Here is a 21,094-nt window from a genome sequence, read left to right as displayed (position 1 = left end):
GCGTTGCGGTTCCCCAATGTCCGGGACCGTTCGCGGCGGCGGGCGGGTCAGCGCAGCCAGCACCAGCCCAGCGCGCAGCCGCCGACGCGGACCTTCTGCGAGATCGCGAAATCGTGTCCCGGCGGGATCGAGATGCGCACCAGCCGGCTGCGGTCGCGCGGGCGAAACATGTTCTGGAACTCCGCCGGCAGCGCGTCGGCGACCGAGAGGATGGCGTCGATCTCGCCCACGGTTCCGCTTGCCCCGGCGCTGACGGTGACGCGGTCGCCGGCCTTGAGCCCGAACAGGTACAGCTCCGGCAAATAGGCCAGCACGTAGGCGCGCTCGCCGTTGACCTGCAGCAGCTCGTCGCCGAAGCGCACGACCTGGCCGGGCGACGGCACCCTCGCCCCCACCACGCCCGCCGTGGCGGCGCGCACCTGGCCCTTGTTGTAGAAGGCCTCGAGCTGGACGAGCGCGGTGACGGCGCGCTCGTGCGCCTGCGCCACCAGCGCCAGCTCGCCGGACATCGCGTCGGACTGGCCGCTCAGCTCGGCCAGCTTCTCCGCCGTCACCATGCGCGAGGCCAGCGCCTGGTCGATGCGGGTGGAGGGAACGAGGCCGCCTTCGGACATGGAGTCGAGCCGGCGCACCTGCTTGTTGGTCTCCTGCGCGTGGCGCCGCGCGATGGGCAGCACGGATTCGATGGTCGCCTGGCGCACCCGCAATTGCGCCTCGCGGATCGCCAGCTCCGAATTGCGGGCGGCGAGGTCGGCGATGTCCTTGAGCATGTCCGCCGATTCCAGCTCGACGAGCACCTGCCCCTGCGTCACCTTCTCGCCCTCGCGCACGCGCACGGCGGCGACCTTGGCCGGATAGGTGGCGGCGACGATGGTGCGGTCGACGACGACGGTGCCGTCGGCGCGCAGCAGCACGGCGTCGCCCACCGCGTAGTTGGCGATGGCGAGCCCCAGCGCCGCCAGCAGCCCGAGATAGACGCGCTTGCCCCACGCGACGGGGGAGCCGGCGCGGTGCTGGTTGACGAGGGTGTCGAGGCGGGGCCGCTTTCGGATGCGCTGCATGGGCCTACCACTTCCGGACGTGGCGGACGCGGGCGGGCACGTAGTTGTCGCGGGTGGAGCCGAACAGCATCCACTCCTCGACATAGGCCCACAGCCGCACCATGCGCATGAAATAGCTGGTGAACAGCGAGAAGCCCGGCGTGTAGGCGAGGTTGCGCCAGAAGGCGGGGCGGCCGGTGACGACGGCCGCGAGCGCGAGCGACGCGGCGTCGAGCGCCAGCAGGCCGAGCTGGGCCGCCGCGAGAATGGCCGGCGCGAACGCCCCGTAGGTCGTAAACAGCCAGACGACATAGAACGGGAACGCCACCGCGCCGAGCACGCCGAACAGCAGGAAGTCCCACTGGTGCAGCGCCTCGGCCACCGCGAAGCGCGCGCCGCCCGGCAGCATGAGGTCGCGCATCTTGCGGTAGCGCAGCCGCACGGAGTCGCGCTCCCAGCGCAGGCGCTGGCGCACCAGCGTCCACAGCGCCTCGGGCACGTCGGTATGGCAGATCGCCGCCGGGGCGAAGCCGATGATCCAGCCGCGGGCGCGCAGCCGCAGCGTCACGTCGAGGTCCTCGCCGCCGCCGACGTCGAAGCCGCCGACGCCGTCGAGCGCGTCGCGCCGGAACGCGCTGAACGCGCCCGACATGCACACGACCTGGCCGAACTGCGCGCCGATGCGCTTGCCGACCGAGATCGCGAACAGGTACTCGATCTCCTGGAAGCGGCTGAGCAGGCCGGCGTCGCCGTTGCGCGGCACGACGTCGCCGCAGACCGCCCCGACGCGCGGGTCGGCGAAGGGACGCAGGATCTCCTCGATGGCGAAGCGGTCGTAGGAGCAGTCGCAGTCTACGGTGATGACGATGTCGCCGGAGCTCGCGCCGATGGCGAGGTTCAGCCCGGCCGACTTGCCGCCGCGCAGGTCGGTGGCCAGCGCCACGTCGGCCAGCCGCTCGCGCACGAGCCGGCCGGCGACGCGCCCCATGCCGTCGTCGGACCCGTCGCTGACGATGACGATCTCGAAGCCGCCGAAGGACTGTTCGCGCAGCGAGCGGACGCAGCGGTCGAGCACGTCGGCCTCGTTGTGGCCGACCACGACGACGCTCACGCGCGGCGGCCTGCCCGGCAGGCCCGCCGGCGCGGCCGGCCCGCGCGCCACCAGCGGCCCGAACGCCGAGCCGAGCAGCGGGAAGCCGTAGCGCGGCAGCTCGAACACCAGCGTGTACCAGAACATCGCCGCGAGCCCGGGGCCGCTTTGCCCGATGAGCATGGCGAGGGCCTGGTCGAGGTCGTCCATGGTCAGGCCGCCTCGCGGAAGGGGCCGACGACGCGGAACTCGGCCGCGAGCTTGGGGGCCAGCAGGGCCTCGCATTCGCTCAGCAGCGCGGAGCCCGAGCGCTCAAGCTCCTCGGGGCCGACGTCGCGCAGCAGCAGATAGTCGACCTCCGCGCCGGGCACGACCCGGCCGATGTCGCCGATGAGGTTGCCCAGGTTCTCCAGGAACAGCCGTCGCAGCCTGGCGAAGATCGGCGCGCCCCGGCTGGCGACGATGGTCTGCGTCGCCGCGTAGTGGATCTCCGTGACGATCACCGTTTCCGGCGGCTCGGGTTCGCGGGCGCGCAGCTCGCGCAGGGCGCGCAGCACATCGGGCGGAAGCGAGGGCTGCGGCTCCTCCCCCTTCGCCAGCAGGTCGCGGGCGCGCGCCGTCAGCACGTAGGCGTGGACGTCGCGGGTCGGGGCGGCCTCCCCGTCCGTGTGCGCGGCGCAGTCCATGCACACGAAGCCGACGGCGGGCTCGCTGTTGATGGCGCGGCAGGCGCCGCATTCCAGCGCCGTGCCGGCGCGCTCGTAGTCCGCCCCATAATGGCGCAGCTCGACGCGGCACTTCGGGCACACGAGCTTTCGCCCGGCGCGGAACGCGTCCTCGGGGCCGAGATGGGCGCACTGGAAGTGATGCAGCAGCGCCGTCTCGGCCAGTTCAGGCGAGCGGCAGGCCGGGCATTCCTCGCGCACGTTCAGCCTGTGCGAGCCGCAATCCTTGCAGGCGTGGAAACGGTCGACGAAGCGGCGCTCCAGATAGCCCTCGCGCGCCAGCCTCTCGGCCGCCAGCTCGGCGTCGGCCTCGTGGAACAGGCCGCGATAGCGGAAATAGACCTTCGAGCGCGGGTCGCGCACCGGCTCCAGCGGGCGGCCGGAGAGGTGGGTATAGACCATCAGCCGCGTCGCGAGGTCGGCGGCGTCGCGCGCCGAGGGCGCCAGGGCCTCGCGCTGGCGGGCGAAGCGGAGCACCGCGCCGGCGAGCTCGGCCCAGGTGTCGGGATCGCCGACCTTGAACGACGCGTCGCAGATCGCCGTCAGCTCGCCCGTCATGTCGACCACGGGCAGGAGATGCGCGCCGGGCTCGATGGCGCGGGCGCGGGCGGCCTCGTCGAGCCCGCTGGCGGATTGCAGCAGGATCAGCTCGGCGTCGCCGGGCCGCGCGGCGAGGTCGAAGCAGAGTTCCAGGGCCAGGCGCTGCTCGCGGGTCGGAGCCGGCGCGACGAAGGCCCGCGGCCGGTCCGCCAGCCCGCGCTCGCGCCAGAACCCGCGCGAGGCCTGCCGCAGCCGCTCGCGCTCGGGGTCGCGCATCAGGCGCTCGACGAGGGCGAACAGCGCCTTCTGGTCCACCGGCTTGGGCAGCACGGCCTCGAACAGCGTGTCCGAGCCGCTGCGCGACATGACGCCGGCGGGGTCGCCGGTGATCGCCACGAGCAGGGGCCGGTCGTTGAGCGAGGTGCAGGCGGTGAGCATCCGCGCCGCCGCGTAGCCGTCGAGTTCCGGGAGGTGATAGTCGAGAAGGGCGATGTCGTAGTGGCGGCGCGCCAGGAACTCGGCCGCGTCGAACCCATCGCGGGCCGCGTCGACCACATGGCCGCGGCTTTCCAGCACCCGCCGGAAGAACTCCAGCGTGAGCGGATCGTCCTCGATGAGCAGGATATTCGCCACCCGACCTCTCTTCTTTCTTATGTTCCTTATTCGTTTAATTTGTTGATGAAGCGTGAAACTAATATTGATGTTCATCAATCATTTGGAGGGCGGCTTTAAAGGTTGTCTGGACGGTTAACCGAGCGTTCCGCCGACGCCCCGTCCTGCCCGCCCGCCGTCCCCGCCCGGAACTCCCGAAAGCCCGGCCCGATTATCGAGGCACGCGGTCCACGCGCCGAGGGAGACGACCATGAGCGACGACCCCAAACCGCCGACCACGCCCAGCGAGGAAGCCGGGCGGATCGGGCTGGCGCTCGCGCGCGCCGAGGGCGCGGCCTATGGGCTGGCGCTCAAGCACATGACCGGCATGGTCGCCGAGTTCGGCGAGGAGCAGCGGCACGGCGACTACTCCGTGGCGCTGGCGCTGGAGAAGGCCGAAGGCCTCTATATGTGGTCGGGCGACGGCCTGGAATGGCGCGAGCCGACGACGGAGAACCTGCATGTCGAGGTGGCGGTGCGCGACGCCGCCGACGGACGATTCCTCCCGGCGCTCGACATCGACGTGTCGATCGCCGACGCCTCCGGCCGGGAGGTCGCACAACTGCGCGTCCCGTTCCTGTGGCATCCCACGCTCTACCATTACGGGCAGAACGTCGCCGTGCCGGTGCTGCGCGACGCGACGGTGACGGTGCGCTTCCCGCCGCCGACCTTCCCGCGTCACGACGAGGTGAACGGCCGGCGCTTCCTCGAGCCGGCCGAGGTGCGGTTCGGCCCGGTGGACCTCTCGTTCCTGGAGGAGAAGTGACGCGCGCCTTCGCCGGGACCGCCCCGTCCGGCCCCGGCGGCGGCTTTCTCCAGCGCCGCGACGTCGAGCTTCACCATGTCGAACATCGCCTCCATCACCCGGCGCGCCTTGGCGCGGTCCGGGTCCGAGATCAGGCGCGGCAGCATCTCGGGCACGACCTGCCAGGCGAAGCCGTAGCGGTCGCGCAGCCAGCCGCACTGGATCGGCTGGCCGCCGCCGGCCAGCAATCCGTCCCACAGCCGGTCGACCTCGGCCTGGTCGCGGCACTCGACCGACAGCGAAACCGCGAAGTTGGCGGGCTGGCCCCCTCCCCCGTTGAGCGCGAGGAAGCGACGCCCGCCCACCGTGAACGTCACCATGACGACGTCGCCCGCCTTGCCGGCCGGCCAGTCGGCCGGCGAGCGCTGGATCTCGTCGATGCGGCTGTCGGGCAGCAGCGACGTGTAGAAACGGGCGGCTTCCTCGGCCTCGCGGTCGAACCAGAGGCAGGGCGTGACGTCCGGCATGCTCTCACTCCTTCAGCGTTTCCCGCCGGCCGCGCGGCGCGATCTCTCCCGCGCTTCGCGGCCAACCGGCACGACCTAGCGCGGCGATGGGGCGTTCGCGTGGCGAGGGCCGCCGTGCCCGCGCGATGCGGCCCGCGCGCGAGGATGACGCCACGGACACGCGACGGTGGTATAAGCAACCATCGGACGCCACGACGCCAGCCGCCGCCATGCCGCCGGAAGGGGGTGCGTGATGCAGGTCACGTTCTACGGGACCCGAGGCTCCCTGGCGGTGCCGGGTCCGCGCACCGTGCGCTACGGCGGCAACACCTCCTGCTGCGTCGTGCGCAGCGCGCGGGACACGCTGGTGGTGCTCGACATGGGGACCGGGGCCTACGCGCTGGGGCAGGAACTGGTCGCAACCGGCCGGAAACTGCGCGGGCACGTGCTCATCACCCACACGCACTGGGACCACATCCAGGGCCTGCCCTTCTTCGCGCCGTTCTTCCGGCCGGGCAACGAGTGGGACATCTACGCGCCGCGCGGCCTCGGCCCGTCGCTGCGCGAGACGCTCGCCGGGCAGATGCAGCACGTCTATTTCCCGCTGGAGCTGGAGCAGCTCGGCGCGACGATCCGCTACCACGACCTCGTCGAGGGGACGCTGGCCATCGACGACGTGGCGGTGGAGGCGCACTACCTCAACCACACGGCGCTGACGCTGGGCTACCGGCTGACCGCCGACGGGTGCAGCGTCGTCTACGCGCTCGACCACGAGCCCTTCGCGCCCTCGCTCGCCTCCGGCGAAGGGCCGATCGAGGGATCGGACCGCCGCCACGTCGAGTTCCTGCGCGGCGCCGACCTGGTGATCCACGACGCCCAGTACACGGCGGCCGAGTACGCCACCAAGATCGGCTGGGGCCACAGCACGGTCGAGTACGCGCTGCTCGTGGCGCGCGAGGCCGGGACACCCCGGCTGTGCATCGCCCACCACGACCCGCAGCGCAGCGACGACGACCTCGACGCGCTGCTGGAGCATTACCGCCCCGGCGCGGAGGCCGACGACATCGAGCTGTTCGCGGCCACCGAAGGCCACGTCCTCACGCTTGTGCCCGACCAGCCGGCGCGGCGCGCGCGGGCCAAGCCGGAGCCGCCGACGGCGGCGGCGCAGCCCGCATTGGCCGACCAGGCGGTGCTGGTGGCGGGAGACGACGCCGAGCGCGTCGCGAGCCTCGTCGCCGTGCTGGAGGAAGACCAGGTTCCGGTGCGCGGCGTCGCGCCGGACGACGCCGCCGACGTGGTGACGCGCTGGCGGCCCACCCTGCTCGTGCTCGTCGACGACGACCCCGACTCCGCCGCCGCGCGCATCCGCGACGTGCGGCGCGCCGGCGAGGCCGGACGCGACGTCGCCATCGCGCTCGTCAGCCGCGACGAGTCCGGCCCGTCGAACGAGGTGCTGGGCATCATCGACCGGCTGGCCGGGCCGTTCACGCCCACCTACGCCCGCGCGCGGCTTCGCGCCTGGCTGATGCGCCGGGCCTGCCTGTGGGCGCTGCCGCCGTCGCCCCCGGCGGAGAAGGATCGGCTGGCCGCGCTGAAGCGGCTCGAAGCGCTCGATGCCCCGCCGAACGAGCGGCTGGAGCACCTGGCGCTGCTCGCCCGCGACCTGTTCGAGGCGCCCATCGCCGCCGTCACGCTGATCGACGAGGACCGCCAGTGGTTCGCCGCCTCGTGCGGGCTCGGCGAGCGGCAGACGCCGCGCGACGAGTCGTTCTGCGCGCACGTCGTCGCCTCGCCCGGCCCGCTGGAAGTGCCCGACGCGGCGGGCGATCCGCGCTTCGCCGACCACCCCGCCGTCGCCGGTCCCGCGCGCCTGCGCTACTACGCCGGCCACCCGCTGATCCTGAGCAGCGGCCATTGCGTCGGCGCGTTCTGCATCGCCGACGTCAAGCCCCGGCGGATCGGCGATGGCGGCATGGCCAACCTGTCGCGGCTGGCCGAACTGGCGCGCGACATCCTGGAATCCGCGAGGGAGACGGAGGACGAGGCCGCGCCCGGCGGGGACTGATCCCTCTCACGATGATGCGATGCAGCACACCGGAGCCCTCGCGGGGTCCGCGAAGCTGAGCTATGTTGCCGCTCGTGATTGTCGCCTCGCCAGGCGAGGCCAAGAAACAGCGCTCCCCCGCCTCGCGCCCCACCCTGCACCGGGCGCATCGATCTCCGATCCGACACGCCGGCCGACGGCCTCGCACCCGCGCGCGGACCGCCCGCGCCGGCGCGCCCCCCATTGGCGAACAGGAGGACTCGACATGAGACGCTCTCTCCAGACCGCTTTGCTGCTGGCTCCCGCGGCGTTCATCCTTGCAGGCTCGGCGACCGCCCTCGCCCAGAACAAGGCCATGCCCGACAAGTCCATGAGTCACAAGACCATCAGCGACAAGGCGCTGATGGCCAAGCTGCAGAAGGCCGCGCCGCCCAACGTGTTCAAGGGCGCGACGATCCTCAACATGGCCCCCGACGGCTCCATGAAGGTGGTGCGCAAGGGCGACAACGGCTGGACCTGCATGGACCCGTCCGGCACCGACCCGATGTGCGCCGACCAGGGCGGCATGGAATGGGGCCAGGCCTACATGAGCCACGGCGCCGCGCCGCAGAAGCTCGGCTTCATCTACATGCTCCGGGGCGACAACGGGGCGAGCAACACCGACCCGTTCGCCACCGGCCCGACCAAGGACAACAACTGGGTGAAGACCGGCGCGCACGTCATGATCGTCGGCGCCGAGGCCAAGGGCATGGCGGCGAACTACCCGCGCTCGCCCAAGGCCGACCCCACCATGCCCTACGTGATGTGGGCCGGGACGCCCTACGAGCACCTGATGCTGCCGATCCGCTAGGACGCCAAAGCGGGCGCGGCGAGCAGGGTTTCCAGGAGGGCGAGCGTCTCGGCCGCGCTGACCTCGACCTGCGCGTCCAGCCCGCCGGCGGCCTCCACCTCGTCGTCGGCGCGCATCGTGAACACCACCGCGCCGGCGAACGGGTGAACGCCGAGATCGCGCAGGCGCAGCGCCTCGCGCAGTCCGATCTTGCCGCGCCCGCGGATCGCCTCGGCGAGGCGGCGGGGACAGGGCGTGTGGCGGGGGTGATGTCGCATCGCGATGGGCTCCAGCGCCCGCCCGCTCCGGCCGGGACGCCGGGCGCGCGGTTCTGAAAAACGAACGAAGTTCGATTTGAACTTCCATTTGTTCTATATTACGGACGCATCACCGAGGCAATAGCGATCTCGCCCCGCGCCGGGCGCGTTCCCACTCCATGGCCTTGATCCAGCGCAATCTTCGCCGCGCGCGACGCGCCTAGACTGACGGCGTCGGGTCGACCCGGGGCGGCCAGCGCCCCTCCAGCCACGGCCCGACGAAGCCAGAAGGAGCGTCGCTCATGGCCTTTCCGTCGGACGGCCGCCAGGGCCCCAGCATTTTCGCGCGCTTCCGCGACAGGCTCGCGGCGATGTTCGAGCGCAACGAGCTCGACGGCCTCAGCCGCGAGCAGATCGAGCAGATCGCCGCCGACCTCGACGTGCAGACCTCCGAGCTCTACGACGCGGTGGTTCTGCACACGCAGGACGCGCCGGAGTCGGCTGAGATGATGGCCCGCTTCGGCATCACGCCGGAGATGCTGGGTGGGCTGTGCAGCCCCGTCCTGCGCGACGTGCGCAAGGTCTGCCACTATTGCGAGGACAAGGACCGCTGCCACCGCGAGCTCGCCGAAGGCACCGCCCGCGAGCACGCCGCCGAGTTCTGCCCCAACGAGCCCATCTTCGCCTCCTACACCCGCACCTGAGCCGCGGGCGGCGGGCCGCAGGCCCGCCCGTCCCCGGAACGGTGGAGCGAAAGCGGAACCGTGTCCGGGGTCCAGCGTGATATGTCGCGCGCAGCGCGTCCATATGAAAAGGCCCATGCAGCGCCGCTGCGCGGCATCATCCATACGCTAGGCCCCGGACACCCGTCCGCTATCGCTCCCGGGCTCCGGGAACGGGCGGACTGGCGTCCGCCCCGTGCGCTGACGCTCCCGTGCTCCGGAGGACTGGCGTCCACCCCACGCCCCGCGCGTGGATTCCACGCAGGCGCGCGCGCTCTCGCTTTGCGGCGGGCGCGGTTTTGCGGGACAATTCCGGCAAACGCTGGCGTTTTTCCATTGCCGAGCCCCAATCCGGCCATGGCACGGCGCTTGCTGAAAGCGGCTCACCAGACTCATTCGATGGAGGGATCGAAGAATGTCCAGGCTCAAGACCGCATTGCTGCTCGCCGCGCTGACGCTGCCGACGATGGCGCACGCCAAGGATCTCACGGTCGGCTTCACGCTCGACGCGCTCAACCTCGACCCGGCGAACCACCGCGTCCGCCAGACCGAGACCATCCTGCGCAACATGTATGACGGCGTGCTGACGCGCGACTCGCAGATGAAGGTCGTGCCGGAGCTCGCCGAGTCGTGGACGCAGGTCGACCCGACCACGTGGGAGTTCAAGATCCGCAAGGACGTGCTCTTCCACGACGGCACCAAGATGACCGGCGAGGACATCAAGTTCACCTTCGACCGGCTGACCCGCGACGGCGCCATGGACGGCCAGACGAGCCCGCGCAAGGATCTCGTCGGCCCGGTCAAGGAGATCGTGCTGGTCGATCCCTACACGGTGCGCTTCGTGCTCAAGGAGCCCTGGCCCATCCTGCCGGCCATGCTCCCCTTCCAGGAGGTCGTCAGCAAGGCCTTCGTCGAGAAGGTCGGCACCGCCGGGCTCGCCACGCAGGTCAACGGCACCGGGCCGTTCAAGCTGGTCGAGTGGCGCAAGGGCGACTCGATCATCATGGAGCGCTTCGACAAGTATTACGGCGGCTCGCCCGCCATCCCGCCGGTCGGCAAGGCCTGCGTCGACCGGGTGATCTTCAAGATGATCCCGGAGAATGCCTCCCGCACCGCCGCGCTGCTCGCCGGCGAGGTCGACATCGCCGCCGAGCTTCCCGCCTCGGACATGAAGCGCATCGAGGCGAGCCAGAACGCCAAGGTCATGAAGGTCAACGGCACGCGCACCTTCTTCGTCGCGCTCAACACCACCAAGAAGCCGTTCGACGATCCGCGCGTGCGCAAGGCCGCCAACCACGCGCTCGACAAGAAGCTGGTGATCGACCGCGTGCTGCTCGGCACCGCCGTGCCGCTCAACGGCGTCATGAGCCCCGACGCCTTCGGCTACAACCCGGACCTGCCGGAGTACAAGTACGATCCCGCCCAGGCCAAAAAGCTGCTCGCCGACGCCGGCTACCCGAACGGCATCGACGTGACGCTCGACGTCGAGGGCCCGTTCAAGGAGATCGCCGAGGCGGTGGGCTCGCTGCTCACCAAGGCCAACATCCGCACCACGGTGACGGTGGGCGAAGGCTCGACCATCCGCGCCAAGTGGGCGCCGAAGGGCGAGAAGAAGGGCGACATGTACTTCACCTCGTGGGGCAACGGCTCGCTCGACCCGGCCGACATCTTCGTGCCGACGCTGCGCACCGGCGACCGCGGTAACTCGGCCTTCTACAGCAACCCCGAGGTCGACAAGCTGCTCGACGCCGCCAACACGGAGCTGGACCAGGCCAAGCGCGCCGCAATGTACAAGTCTGCGCAGGCGATGGTGAACGCCGACGCCCCGTGGATCTTCCTGTGGCTGCCGCAGGACATCTACGGCGTGTCCAAGCGGCTCTCGGGCTGGCAGCCCAGCGCCGACAGCAAGATCAACCTGCACGACGCGTGCGTGAACTGAGCGGAGCGCGCGCGCCATGAAGGCCTCCGCGGTCGCCTATCGGCTGCTGCAGCTCGTCCCGGTGCTGCTCGGCGTCAGCGTCATCGTGTTCCTGATGATGTGGCTGACGCCGGGCGACCCGGTCGAGGTGATGCTGGCCGGCCAGCAGGCCACCGCGGAGCAGGCCGCCTCGCTACGCCACGACATGGGGCTCGACCAGCCGCCGCTGCAACGCTTCGCCGTGTTCCTCGGCAACGCGCTCACCGGCAATTTCGGCCTCAGCTTCTTCCACCGCCGGCCGGTGGCCGACGTCATCGCCGAGCGCCTGCCCGCCACCATCGAACTCACGCTGGCGGCGCTCGTCATCGCGCTGCTCATCGCCATCCCGCTCGGCGTCGTCGCCGCCGTGAAGCGCGGCTCGCTGTTCGACAGGCTGGCGACGGTCGGCTCGCTGTTCGGCGTGTCGCTGCCGGGCTTCTGGTTCGGCATCCTGCTGCTCATCCCGTTCTCGGTGAACCTCAAGCTGCTCCCCGTCTCCGGCCGCTCCAGCCTGTCCTGCGAGGTCGCGCCGATCACCCATCTGCTCGTGCTCGACTCGCTGCTGCGCGGGCAGCTCGCCTGCGCCGGCGAGGCGCTGCGCTTTTTGACTCTGCCCGCCATCACCCTCGCACTGCCGACGGCGGCGGTGCTGATGCGCGTGATGCGCGCCTCGATGCTGGAGGTGCTGCGCTCGGACTACGTCGCCTTCGCGGAGGCCAAGGGCCTGTCGCCCCGCCGCGTGCTGCTGCGCCACGCGCTGAAGAACGCGCTCGCCCCCACCGTCACGGTCGCCGCCATCGAGACCGGCTCGCTGCTCGGCGGCAACATGGTGGTGGAGACGGTGTTCGGCTGGCCGGGCCTCGGCCGGCTGGTCGTCGAGAGCATCTTCGTGCGCAACTACCCGCTCGTGCAGGCGGCCGTGCTGCTCTACGCCGTCACCTACGTGCTGCTGAACTTCGCGGCGGACATCCTCTACACGCGGCTCAACCCGAAGGTGGAGCTGTGAGCGCCATCCCGGCCTCCCCCGCCCTGCGCGCCGCCGGGCCCGCCTCGCCCGGCCGGCTCGGGCTGCAAACCTTCCTCGCCAACCGCATGTCGCTCGCCTCGGCCGTGATCGTGCTGCTGATCCTGGCCGCCGCCGTCGCCGCGCCGCTCGTCGCCCCGCACGACCCCAACGAGACGGACCTGCTGCGCCGCCTGCAGCCGCCGGCCTGGCTCGAGGGCGGCGAGTGGTCCTACCTGTTCGGCTGCGACGCGCTGGGGCGCGACATCCTCTCGCGCATCGTGTTCGGCGCGCGGGTGTCGATCTTCATCGGCGTCGCTGTGGTGGCGCTGGCGACCGCGATCGGCATCGCGCTCGGCCTCGCCGCCGGCTATCTGCGCGGCTGGACCGACATCGCCATCTCGCGCGTCGTCGACGTGCTGCTCGGCTTCCCCTACCTCATCTTCGCCATCGCGCTGATGGCGATGATGGGCCCCGGCCTGCAGAACATCGTGCTGGCGCTCGTCTACAAGGAATGGGTGATCCCCTGCCGCGTCGTGCGCGGCGAGACGCTCGCCATGCGCCAGACCGAATTCGTCGAGGCGGCGCGCGCGGTCGGCGCGACGCGCGGGCGCATCATGTTCGGCGAGATCCTGCCCAACATCCTGTCGCCGGTGATCGTCGTGGCGACGATCCGCATGGCGCACGTCATCATCCTGGAGGCCAGCCTGTCCTTCCTCGGGCTCGGCGTGCAGCCGCCCACGGCCTCGTGGGGCTCGATGGTCGCCGACGGGCGCGCCTTCATCCTCGACGCCTGGTGGGTGTCGACCTTCCCCGGCCTCGCCATCCTCGTGCTCGTGCTCGCCATCAACGTGGCGAGCCAGGGCCTGCGCGACGCGTTCGACCCGAAGATCAATGATTGAGACCGCCCCCGAGACCCTGCTCTCCATCAAGGAGCTGCGCACCTGCTTCCCCACCCGCGCCGGGCTGGTGACGGCGGTGGACGGCGTGTCGCTCGACGTGCGCGCCGGCGAGTGCCTGGGCGTGGTGGGCGAGTCCGGCTCCGGCAAGAGCGTCACCTTCTCCAGCGTCATCGGGCTGGTGCGCCGGCCCGGCTACATCGCCGGCGGCTCCGTCACGTTCCGCGGCCGGGAGCTGACCGCCCTGTCGCCGGCCGAGCTGCGCGCCGTGCGCGGGCGCGAGATCGCCATGACCATGCAGGACGCGCTGACCGCGCTGAACCCGGCGCTGACGATCGAGGAGCAGATCGTCGAAGTGCTGCTGGCCCACGCCGTGGACCTGCCGCGCGCCGGCCGCAAGGCCGAGGCGCGGCGGCGCGCCGTCGACATGCTGCGCCTCGTCGGCATCGCCTCGCCGGAGACGCGCATCGGCGACTATCCGCACCAGTTCTCCGGCGGCATGCGCCAGCGCATCATGATCGCCATCGCGCTGGCCTGCCGGCCGATGCTGCTGATCGCCGACGAGCCGACCACGGCGCTCGACGTCACCATCCAGGCGCAGGTGCTGGAGCTGATCGCCGATCTGCGCCGGCAGCTCGGCATGAGCGTCGTGCTCATCACCCACGACCTCGGCGTCGTCGCCGAATACGCCGACCGGCTGGCCGTGATGTATGCCGGCCAGGTGGTCGAGACCGGCCCGACGCGCGCCGTGCTCGACAGCCCGCGCCACCCCTACACGCGCGGCCTGCTCGGCTCGATCCCGCGCCTGTCCGACCTCGACGCGCCGATCCGGCCCATCGAGGGGCAGGCGCCGGAGCTCGTCTCCGCCGGCGAAGGCTGCCGCTTCGCGAGCCGCTGCCCGATGGCGGTGGGCGCGTGCTACGCGCGCATCGACCTCGTGGATGTCGGACCGGGCCGCGCCGCGCGCTGCATCCGCGCCTTGGAGACCGCCGCATGACGCCGGCCGCGACCGCCCCCTCCGCCGCGCCGCTGCTCGACGTGCGCGGCCTCGGCATGCGCTTCTCCGTCAAGGGCGGACCGTTCGACCGTCTGCTCGGCCGGCCGCGCCGCGAGGTCGCCGCCGTCGACGGCGTCGACCTCTCCGTCGCGGCGGGCGAGACGCTGGGGCTGATCGGCGAATCCGGCTGCGGCAAGTCCACGCTGGCGCGCGCCATCCTGCGCCTGCACGAGCCGACCGTCGGCAAGGTGACGTTCGACGGGACCGACGTGACGGCGCTGGGTCGCGACGAGCTGACGGCGTTGCGCCGGCGCATGCAGATCGTCTTCCAGGACCCCTACGCCTCGCTGAACCCGCGCAAGAGCGTCGAGCAGATCATCGCCCTGCCGCTGCGCGTCCACGGCCTCGCCAAGGGCCGCGCGGCGCGCGACCGCGTGGTCGAGACGATGGAGGCGGTGGGCCTGCGCAGCGCCTGGCTCAGCCGCTACCCGCACCAGTTCTCGGGCGGCCAGCGCCAGCGCATCGGCATCGCGCGGGCACTGGTGCTCAACCCCGATTTCGTCGTCTGCGACGAGCCGGTGTCGGCGCTCGACGTCTCGGTGCAGGCGCAGATCATCGACCTGCTCGCCAAGCTGAAGCGCGAGCTGGGCCTGACCTACCTGTTCATCTCGCACGACCTCGCCGTCATCGGCCACGTCAGCGACCGGCTGGCGGTGATGTATCTCGGCTCCGTCGTGGAGACGGGGCCGACGCGCGCCGTGCTGGCGCGCCCGCGCCATCCCTACACGCAGGCGCTGCTCTCCGCCGTGCCGCGCGTCGAGGGCGGCGGCGCGGCGCGCATCCGCCTCGCCGGCGACCTGCCCTCGCCGCTCGACCCCCCGAGCGGCTGCCGCTTCCACACGCGCTGCCCGCTGGCCATGCCGCGCTGCAAGACCGAGCGGCCGGTTCTGCGCCCCCTCGGCGACGGGACGTCCGCCGCCTGCCACTTGACGGAGACCGCCTGATGTTCGCGCCGGAGCCCGCCCGCCCCGTCCTCCTGCTCGGCGACGCAAGGGCGCGAGGGCTCGCCCAGGCCGCCGCGCCGGGCACCGACGCGGAGGCGGTGCGCGCCGCCGTGCGCCTTCGCCTCGACCTCGCCGCCGCGCTGCTCGACCGCGTCGACGTGCGCGCCTTTCTGGCGGCGCAGGAAGACATGCTCGACGCGGTGGACCCGGAGGGCGCCGACGAGATGGACGGCATCGCCGAGGGCTTCGCCATCGACCGGCAAACCCTGCTCGCCTATCTCCACCTCGGCGTGCTCGGCGACTTCACCGACGGCTGCTCGGCCTTCGCCCACTCCGGCGGCGGCGTCGCGCCGCTGCTCGTCAAGAACCGCGACTATCGCGGCGAGCACGCCGCCCTGCAGCGCGTGTTCCTGCATCGCGACCCGGCCCGGCCGGGCGCCGACATGCTGCTCGTCGGCAGCCTCGGCAGCCCGGGCGCCTTCTCCAGCGGCATGAACGCGCGCGGGCTGGCGCTGGTCGACACCCATGTCGGCAGCTCCGACCACGGCCTGGGCCTGCTGCGCTACTTCCTGATGACGCGCCTGCTGCGCCGCTGCGCAGATGTCGGCGAGGCGCTGGACGAGATCGCCGCCCTGCCCCAGGCCGGCGGCGGCACGATGGTGCTCTGCGACCGGGCCGGCCGCCACGCCGCCGTCGAGCTCGGCCACCGCGCCACCGGCGTCGAGGCCGACGCCAGGCCCTGGCGAGCGCGCACCAACCACTTCCTGCTCGATCCCACCCGCGCCTCCTTCCGCGCCCACCGCTCCGACCCGATGGCGACCAGCACCACCGGCCGGCTCGCCCGCATCGAGGCGGCGCTGGCCGGCTTCGACCGGCCGCCGGTCCCCGCCGACGCGGCGCGCCTGATGGCGGGCCACGCCGACGGCGGCGAGGCGCTGTGCCGGCATGGCCAGGACGGCGACAGCCTGACCATCTCGACCTCCGTGTTTGCTCCGGCGGAGGCGAAGCTGTACTTCTCGCCGCAAAGGCCCTGCGCCGGGCGCTGGCTCGCCTACGATTTCGACTAGAAGATCCGGTTTCGGGTTTTCCGTTGGAGCAAGCCGGCCGTTCAGGCGACATTCGGGCCCGAGACGGGACCCGAAATGGCGTATGAAGGCGGTTTGATCGGAGAACATTCCACGCTGCACGAGGTGCGGCGGCTGATCTCGCGCGTCGCGGCGAGCTCGGCGCGGGCCGTGCTGATCTACGGCGAGACGGGCACCGGAAAAGGCGTGGTGGCGCGGCTCATCCACCAGCAGTCGTCCCGCGCGCGGCAGGAATTCGTCGACGTCAACTGCGCCGCCATTCCCGACAACCTGTTGGAATCAGAGCTTTTTGGGCACGAGAAAGGCGCGTTCACCGGGGCGCTGGCGAAGAAGTCCGGGCTGATCGAGGTCGCCGACAGGGGCAGCATCTTCCTCGACGAAATCCGCGACATGAACTCCGTGATGCAGGCGAAGCTGCTGACGCTGATGGACACCCAGCGCTTCCGCCGGGTCGGCGCGGTGAAGCCCATCGAAGTCGACGTCCGCTTCATCGCTGCAACCAACAGGATACTTCTCTCCGAGGTGAAAGAGGGCCGCTTCCGCGAGGACCTCTATTACCGGTTGCAGGTCGTGGCCATCAACATTCCCCCACTGCGCGAGCGCGGAGACGACGTCTTCGTCCTGACCGACCACTTCCTGCGCAAGTTCTCCGCCCGCTACGGCCGCCGCATCCTCGGCATGGAGCCCGCCGTCCGCGACACCTTCCGCCGCTACCCCTGGCCCGGCAATGTGCGCGAGTTGGAGAACCTGCTGGAGCGCATCTTCATCCTCGAGGACGACGAGATCATCCTGATGCGCCACCTCCCCGCGCGCATCCCGCGCGAGGCCGAGCGCGCCCAGGGCGCGGAGGCGGCGCAGGGGGTCGGGGCGGTCGACTACCACGCGGCGACCACCGCCTTCCAGGCCAACCTGATCCGCAAGGCGCTCTCCGCCTGCGACGACAATATCGGCCTGGCGGCGGAGCTCCTGGGCCTCTCGCGCCACGCCCTGCGCCACCAGATGCTCAAGCTGGGCATGCGCCAATAGCGCGCACGCGCGTGGCTTTCGCGCAGCGCATCGGCGGAAGACCGCTCCGAACGGGCGAGTTCGCCTCTGTTCGCGCCATTTCGAGCATCGCGGCGGCGTGGCACGGCTTCTGCAATTCGCGGATGACGCAATCGCACTGGAGCTTGGCAGGCATGGCCTCCGTCCGCATCATCTGTCCCAACGGTCACCTCGGCTTCGCGCCGCTGAAGCCGGAGAGCTTCGAGATCGGGGTCGCGGCGCGCCCGGATTTCATCGCGGCGGACTCCGGCAGCGACGACATCGGCCCCGTGCCGCTCGGCTCCGACACCTGCGCCAGCCCCCAAGCCTGGCAGCGCCACGACCTCGAGGCGATGCTGCTCGCCGCCCGGCGCATCGGCGTGCCGATGATCATCGGCTCGGCCGGCGACACCGGCACCAACAGCCGCGTGGACCTCTATGTCGGGATGATCAAGGACATCGCCGCCCAGCACGGGCTGGCGCCGTTCCGCCTCGGCTATTTCTACTCCGAGGTCGACAAGGAACGCGTCCGGCGCGCCATCCGCGGCGGCGACGCTGTGGAGGGCCTCGACGGCCGGCCGGCGCTGTCGGAATCCGAGCTCGACGCCACCGACCGGATCGTCGCCATGGCGGGCGTCCATCCCTTCATGAAGCTGCTCGACATGGGAGCGGACGTCATCATCGGGGGACGCTCCAGCGACTGCGCCATCTTCGCCGCCGCCGCGCTGCACAAGGGCTGCAAGGAGGCCGACGCCTACTATCTCGGCAAGGTGCTGGAGTGCGCCTCGTTCTGCGCCGAGCCCTACGGCGCGAAGGAAACGGTGCTGGGCGCCATTGACGGCGAGGGCGTCACCGTCACCGCCATGCACCCCGGCCAGCGCTGCACCATCGCGTCGGTGGCCGGCCACGCCATGTACGAGCGGTCGAGCCCGTTCTTCGAGCACTTCGTCGGCGGCCATCTCGACATGACGCACTGCCACTACGAGCAGGTGGACCCGCGCACCACCCGCGTCACGGGCCAGGTCTACGCGCCGGCGCCGCGCGTGCGGGTGAAGCTCGAAGGCTCCGGCAAGGTCGGCGAGCGCTATGTCGGCCTCGCCGCCATCCGCGACCCCTACACCATCGCCCATGTCGACGAGGTGATCGCCTGGGCGAAGGCGCAGGCCGCCGAGCGCTTCGGCGACAAGCCCTACGAGCTTCACTATTCCGTCTACGGCCGCAACGGCGTGATGGGCGACATGGAGCCGGTGAAGACGCCGGCCCACGAACTGCTGATCATGGTGCAGGGCGTCGCCCCGACCGCCGAGATGGCGGAGGAGGTCTGCATCACCGGCACGCGGCAGCTGTTCTACGCCCGGCTCCCCGAGGTGAAGGGCACGGCGGGCGGCGTCGCCTTCCCGCTCGACGAGGTGCTGCACGCCTCCGCCGGCTATCGCTGGACCCTCAACCACACGCTCGCCGTCGACGACCCGATGGAGCTGTTCCCCGTCCACATGGTCCAGGTCGCCGGCTGAGGAGACGCCCCATGAACCGCTATCGCCCCCTCTCCGAGCTGGCCAAGACCATCCGCAGCAAGAACGCCGGCGTCGACAAGATCACCTTCGACGTGATCTTCACCGACCGCGCCGCCTACGACCTCGTGCGCCGCAGCCGGGCCCTGACGCGCGAGTCCGTGGCGCGGCTCTACAACATCCCGGAAAGCCGGATTTCGGATTTCGTCGAGTACGACCCCGGCTGCGCCATCAAGTTCACCATCCTGCGCGTCAGGCCCAGCGGCAGCCCCGGCGATTCCGACATCTTCGGCTCGCAGCAATACGCGCCGCTGCTGGACGTTCCGGTGGACCTCTCGGCCTGAGCCGGCCCTCCCCGCGCGTCCCCGAGGGGCCGCGCGGGCTAGGTCGTCATCCGTGGGTAGAGGCGCGCCGCCAGCGCCGTGAGCACGAGCCACGCGCCGAGAAGGACGGCGCAGTCGGTGAGCAGGCCGAAGCGGCTCACCCCTCCCTCCAGCATGAAGGCCCGCAAGCCGTCGACCTCGTAGGTCAGGGGGTTCGCCCGCGAGACGGCCTGCAGCCATGGCGGCATGATGTCGATGGGGTAGATCGCGTTGCTCGCGAAGAAGATCGGCATGGTGAGGACTTGCCCGATGCCCATGAAGCGCTCGCGGGTTTTCACAATGCAGGCGACGATCAGGGAAAAGGTGGAGAACAGTCCGGAGCCCAAGGCGATGAGGGCGGCCGCCGCCAGCAGCGAGAGCGGATGGAAGTTCACCCCGATGCCGAGCGCCGCAGCGAGAATGTAGACCACCACCGCCTGCGACAGCCCGCGAACGGCCGACGACACCGCCTTTCCGATCACCAGCGCGCTGCGCGGCGCCGGGCTCACCATGTAGCGGTGCAGCACGCCCAGATCCCGCTCCCAGATGGCGGAGATCCCGAAGAAGATCGCGGCGAACAGGACGCTCTGCGCCAGGATGCCCGGGGCGAGGAAGTCGAGATAGGGAACGCCGCCGGGAGCAAGGCCGCGGACCTGCGCCATGACCTCGCCGAACAGGATGAGCCAGATGGCCGGCTGGATGGCGCGCGTCAGCAACTCGGTCGGGTCGTGCCGCAGCTTGCGCACCTCGGCGTCCGCCACCGCGTAAACCTGCGTCAGGTAGCCGGCCAGCGAGCGATCACCCATGCTCGATCGCGCTCCGGCGCGTGGCGCGCGTATCGGCGTAGCGGCCGATCGTCTCGATGTCGCCCCCGGCCACACGCGCGAAGACGTCGTCCAGCGTGGCTTCCGGACCGATTTCCGCCTTCAACTCCTCGGGCGTCCCCACTTCTTCCAGGCGGCCGCGATGCAGCACCCCCAGCCGGTCGCACAGCGCGTCGACTTCCTCCATCAGGTGCGTGGTGAGGAGAATGGTCGTCCCGAAGCTTTCGCGCAGCTTGCGCACGTGCTCCCAGACGCCGGTTCGCGCGACCGGGTCGAGCCCGACGGTGGGCTCGTCCATGATGAGGAGTTCGGGACGGTGCAATGTGCTCTGCGCTATTTCGAGGCGTCGCAACATGCCGCCTGAATAGGTCTGCGCGAGCCGGTGCGCGGCCTCGGTCAGCCCCGTGCGCTCCAGCGCTTCGGCGATATGGCTCTCCCGCTCCGCCCGGGGGATCAGGTAGAGCCGCGCTGACAAAAGCAGGTTCTCGTAGCCCGTCAGGGCCCCGTCGGCCGAAAGCAGCTGGGGCACGTAGCCGATGTGCCGCCTCACCAGACTGGCCTGGCGCACGACGTCGAAGCCGGCGACACGGGCGACCCCGGCCGTCGGCGGCAGCAGCGTCGTCAGCATCTTGATCAGCGTCGATTTACCGGCCCCATTGGGACCGATCAGCCCGAAGATCTCGCCGGAGCGAACGACAAGCGACACGTCGTCGACAGCGAGATGCTCGCCGAAGCGTCTGCTCAGGCCCTCGGTTTCGATCATGCCTTGCCCGGCTCGGGCAGCCTTGTCTCGCGCAGGGTCCAATCGCAGGCTCCGAGGAACGGGGCGCTCGCGACCACGCTAGCGCCGGGTTTCGGCCGAGTCGACAGGAGCGCGCGGCCGAGCGCCGCGGAGCGAGCCGGGCCGAGGTCCCGCCGATCGCGGACTGTTTGTCCGGGTGCAAAGACGACACCCGCCTGGCTGGCGCAGATTGCGGCTTCGCCGGGCGCGGGACGCGCTTGCGCCAGAACGAGGGACCACCGGCTCATGTGCAGCTGCGGCAATGTTTCCGAAACCGTCATCGACGTCCGCCAGATCGCGCCGAGGATGCGCCATCCCATCGTGTTCGGCACGTTCGACATGCTGCAGCCGGGCGAGGCCTTCCAGCTCGTGAGCGACCACGACCCGCGCCCCCTGCACTACCAGTTCGGCGAGCATCTCGGCGGCGCGTTCGCCTGGGACTACGTGGAGCAGGGCCCCCAGGTCTGGCGCGTGCGCATTTCCCGCACCGCCGCCTGAC

At 71.0% G+C, this 21,094-nt stretch carries 20 protein-coding genes and 1 pseudogene; 14 read left to right on the top strand and 7 right to left on the bottom strand.

The genetic code is table 11. The annotated features are described in order from the left end of the window. Positions 1 to 47: 47 nt before the first annotated feature. From NK718_RS03255 to NK718_RS03245, 3 genes are read right to left on the bottom strand one after another with little or no spacing between them, the layout of a single operon-like run. Positions 48 to 1,061 carry an HlyD family secretion protein gene (locus tag NK718_RS03255; protein ID WP_254738585.1) on the bottom strand — a complete coding sequence of 338 codons (1,014 nt, stop codon included), beginning with the start codon at positions 1,059 to 1,061 and terminating at the stop codon, positions 48 to 50. Positions 1,062 to 1,065: 4 nt separating this feature from the next. Continuing rightward, positions 1,066 to 2,340: a glycosyltransferase family 2 protein gene (locus NK718_RS03250; RefSeq protein ID WP_254738583.1), complete on the bottom strand. Its 1,275-nt coding sequence runs from the start codon at positions 2,338 to 2,340 to the stop codon at positions 1,066 to 1,068. A gap of 2 nt (positions 2,341 to 2,342) precedes the next feature. Further along, positions 2,343 to 4,028 (bottom strand): TackOD1 domain-containing metal-binding protein, encoded by a 1,686-nt coding sequence (locus NK718_RS03245; RefSeq protein WP_254738581.1) that lies wholly within the window; start codon positions 4,026 to 4,028, stop codon positions 2,343 to 2,345. A gap of 229 nt (positions 4,029 to 4,257) precedes the next feature. Here NK718_RS03245 and NK718_RS03240 point away from each other — a divergent pair, with 229 nt between their 5' ends. Beyond that, positions 4,258 to 4,812 carry a hypothetical protein gene (locus NK718_RS03240; protein WP_254738579.1) on the top strand — a complete coding sequence of 185 codons (555 nt, stop codon included), beginning with the start codon at positions 4,258 to 4,260 and terminating at the stop codon, positions 4,810 to 4,812. A 32-nt stretch (positions 4,813 to 4,844) separates the two neighbouring features. Here the strand turns inward: NK718_RS03240 and NK718_RS03235 are convergent. Further along, positions 4,845 to 5,318 (bottom strand): annotated as a pseudogene (locus tag NK718_RS03235) (VOC family protein); the annotation flags it as partial. A gap of 232 nt (positions 5,319 to 5,550) precedes the next feature. On the opposite strand from NK718_RS03235, the gene NK718_RS03230 reads away from it, so the two are divergent. After that, positions 5,551 to 7,362 carry an MBL fold metallo-hydrolase gene (locus NK718_RS03230; RefSeq protein WP_254738812.1) on the top strand — a complete coding sequence of 604 codons (1,812 nt, stop codon included), beginning with the start codon at positions 5,551 to 5,553 and terminating at the stop codon, positions 7,360 to 7,362. Positions 7,363 to 7,606: 244 nt separating this feature from the next. After that, complete coding sequence (locus NK718_RS03225) at positions 7,607 to 8,191, top strand: hypothetical protein (protein WP_254738577.1); 585 nt, start codon at positions 7,607 to 7,609, stop codon at positions 8,189 to 8,191. Here the strand turns inward: NK718_RS03225 and NK718_RS03220 are convergent. Beyond that, complete coding sequence (locus tag NK718_RS03220; protein ID WP_254738575.1) at positions 8,188 to 8,448, bottom strand: hypothetical protein; 261 nt, start codon at positions 8,446 to 8,448, stop codon at positions 8,188 to 8,190. The genes NK718_RS03225 and NK718_RS03220 overlap by 4 nt on opposite strands. 281 nt (positions 8,449 to 8,729) lie before the next feature. Between NK718_RS03220 and NK718_RS03215 the strand changes: the two genes are divergently transcribed. The 10 genes from NK718_RS03215 (at position 8,730) to NK718_RS03170 (ending at position 18,972) form a co-directional block, all read left to right on the top strand. Further along, entirely contained in the window at positions 8,730 to 9,131 is a 402-nt protein-coding gene (locus NK718_RS03215) for a hypothetical protein (protein ID WP_254738573.1), read from the top strand. 433 nt (positions 9,132 to 9,564) lie between these two features. Then, the gene (locus tag NK718_RS03210) at positions 9,565 to 11,088 is read left to right on the top strand and encodes an ABC transporter substrate-binding protein (RefSeq protein ID WP_254738571.1); all 1,524 of its coding nucleotides are present in this window, start codon (positions 9,565 to 9,567) and stop codon (positions 11,086 to 11,088) included. 16 nt (positions 11,089 to 11,104) lie between these two features. Next, positions 11,105 to 12,112, top strand: a complete 1,008-nt coding sequence (locus tag NK718_RS03205; protein WP_254738569.1) for an ABC transporter permease — start codon at positions 11,105 to 11,107, stop codon at positions 12,110 to 12,112. Then, the gene (locus NK718_RS03200; RefSeq protein ID WP_254738567.1) at positions 12,109 to 13,011 is read left to right on the top strand and encodes an ABC transporter permease; all 903 of its coding nucleotides are present in this window, start codon (positions 12,109 to 12,111) and stop codon (positions 13,009 to 13,011) included. Before NK718_RS03205 ends, NK718_RS03200 begins: the two co-directional genes overlap by 4 nt. Beyond that, positions 13,004 to 14,005, top strand: a complete 1,002-nt coding sequence (locus NK718_RS03195; RefSeq protein ID WP_254738565.1) for an ABC transporter ATP-binding protein — start codon at positions 13,004 to 13,006, stop codon at positions 14,003 to 14,005. Before NK718_RS03200 ends, NK718_RS03195 begins: the two co-directional genes overlap by 8 nt. Further along, a complete protein-coding gene (locus NK718_RS03190) occupies positions 14,002 to 15,009 on the top strand; it encodes an ABC transporter ATP-binding protein (RefSeq protein WP_254738563.1) in 1,008 nt (335 codons plus the stop codon). Before NK718_RS03195 ends, NK718_RS03190 begins: the two co-directional genes overlap by 4 nt. Then, entirely contained in the window at positions 15,009 to 16,076 is a 1,068-nt protein-coding gene (locus tag NK718_RS03185; protein ID WP_254738561.1) for a C45 family autoproteolytic acyltransferase/hydrolase, read from the top strand. Before NK718_RS03190 ends, NK718_RS03185 begins: the two co-directional genes overlap by 1 nt. 75 nt (positions 16,077 to 16,151) lie before the next feature. Then, positions 16,152 to 17,120 (top strand): sigma-54 interaction domain-containing protein, encoded by a 969-nt coding sequence (locus NK718_RS03180; protein ID WP_254738559.1) that lies wholly within the window; start codon positions 16,152 to 16,154, stop codon positions 17,118 to 17,120. Positions 17,121 to 17,272: 152 nt separating this feature from the next. Further along, positions 17,273 to 18,631: an acyclic terpene utilization AtuA family protein gene (locus tag NK718_RS03175; protein ID WP_254738557.1), complete on the top strand. Its 1,359-nt coding sequence runs from the start codon at positions 17,273 to 17,275 to the stop codon at positions 18,629 to 18,631. 11 nt (positions 18,632 to 18,642) lie between these two features. Beyond that, positions 18,643 to 18,972, top strand: coding sequence for a DUF4387 domain-containing protein (locus tag NK718_RS03170; RefSeq protein ID WP_254738555.1), 330 nt, complete (start codon positions 18,643 to 18,645; stop codon positions 18,970 to 18,972). A 38-nt stretch (positions 18,973 to 19,010) separates the two neighbouring features. On the opposite strand, the gene NK718_RS03165 is transcribed toward NK718_RS03170, so the two are convergent. Together NK718_RS03165 and NK718_RS03160 are read right to left on the bottom strand one after the other, a co-directional pair. Next, a complete protein-coding gene (locus NK718_RS03165; RefSeq protein ID WP_254738553.1) occupies positions 19,011 to 19,796 on the bottom strand; it encodes an ABC transporter permease in 786 nt (261 codons plus the stop codon). Further along, positions 19,789 to 20,577, bottom strand: coding sequence for an ABC transporter ATP-binding protein (locus NK718_RS03160; RefSeq protein WP_254738551.1), 789 nt, complete (start codon positions 20,575 to 20,577; stop codon positions 19,789 to 19,791). The genes NK718_RS03165 and NK718_RS03160 overlap by 8 nt, the downstream gene beginning before the upstream one ends. A gap of 264 nt (positions 20,578 to 20,841) precedes the next feature. Here NK718_RS03160 and NK718_RS03155 point away from each other — a divergent pair, with 264 nt between their 5' ends. Next, positions 20,842 to 21,093, top strand: coding sequence for a DUF2249 domain-containing protein (locus NK718_RS03155; protein WP_254738549.1), 252 nt, complete (start codon positions 20,842 to 20,844; stop codon positions 21,091 to 21,093). Position 21,094 lies beyond the last annotated feature (1 nt).

This window comes from Alsobacter ponti (assembly GCF_024294805.1).
Lineage (GTDB): Bacteria > Pseudomonadota > Alphaproteobacteria > Rhizobiales > Beijerinckiaceae > Alsobacter > Alsobacter ponti.
The sequence above is the reverse complement of the archived record's forward strand: the minus strand, read 5'-3'. Positions and strand labels throughout refer to the sequence as shown.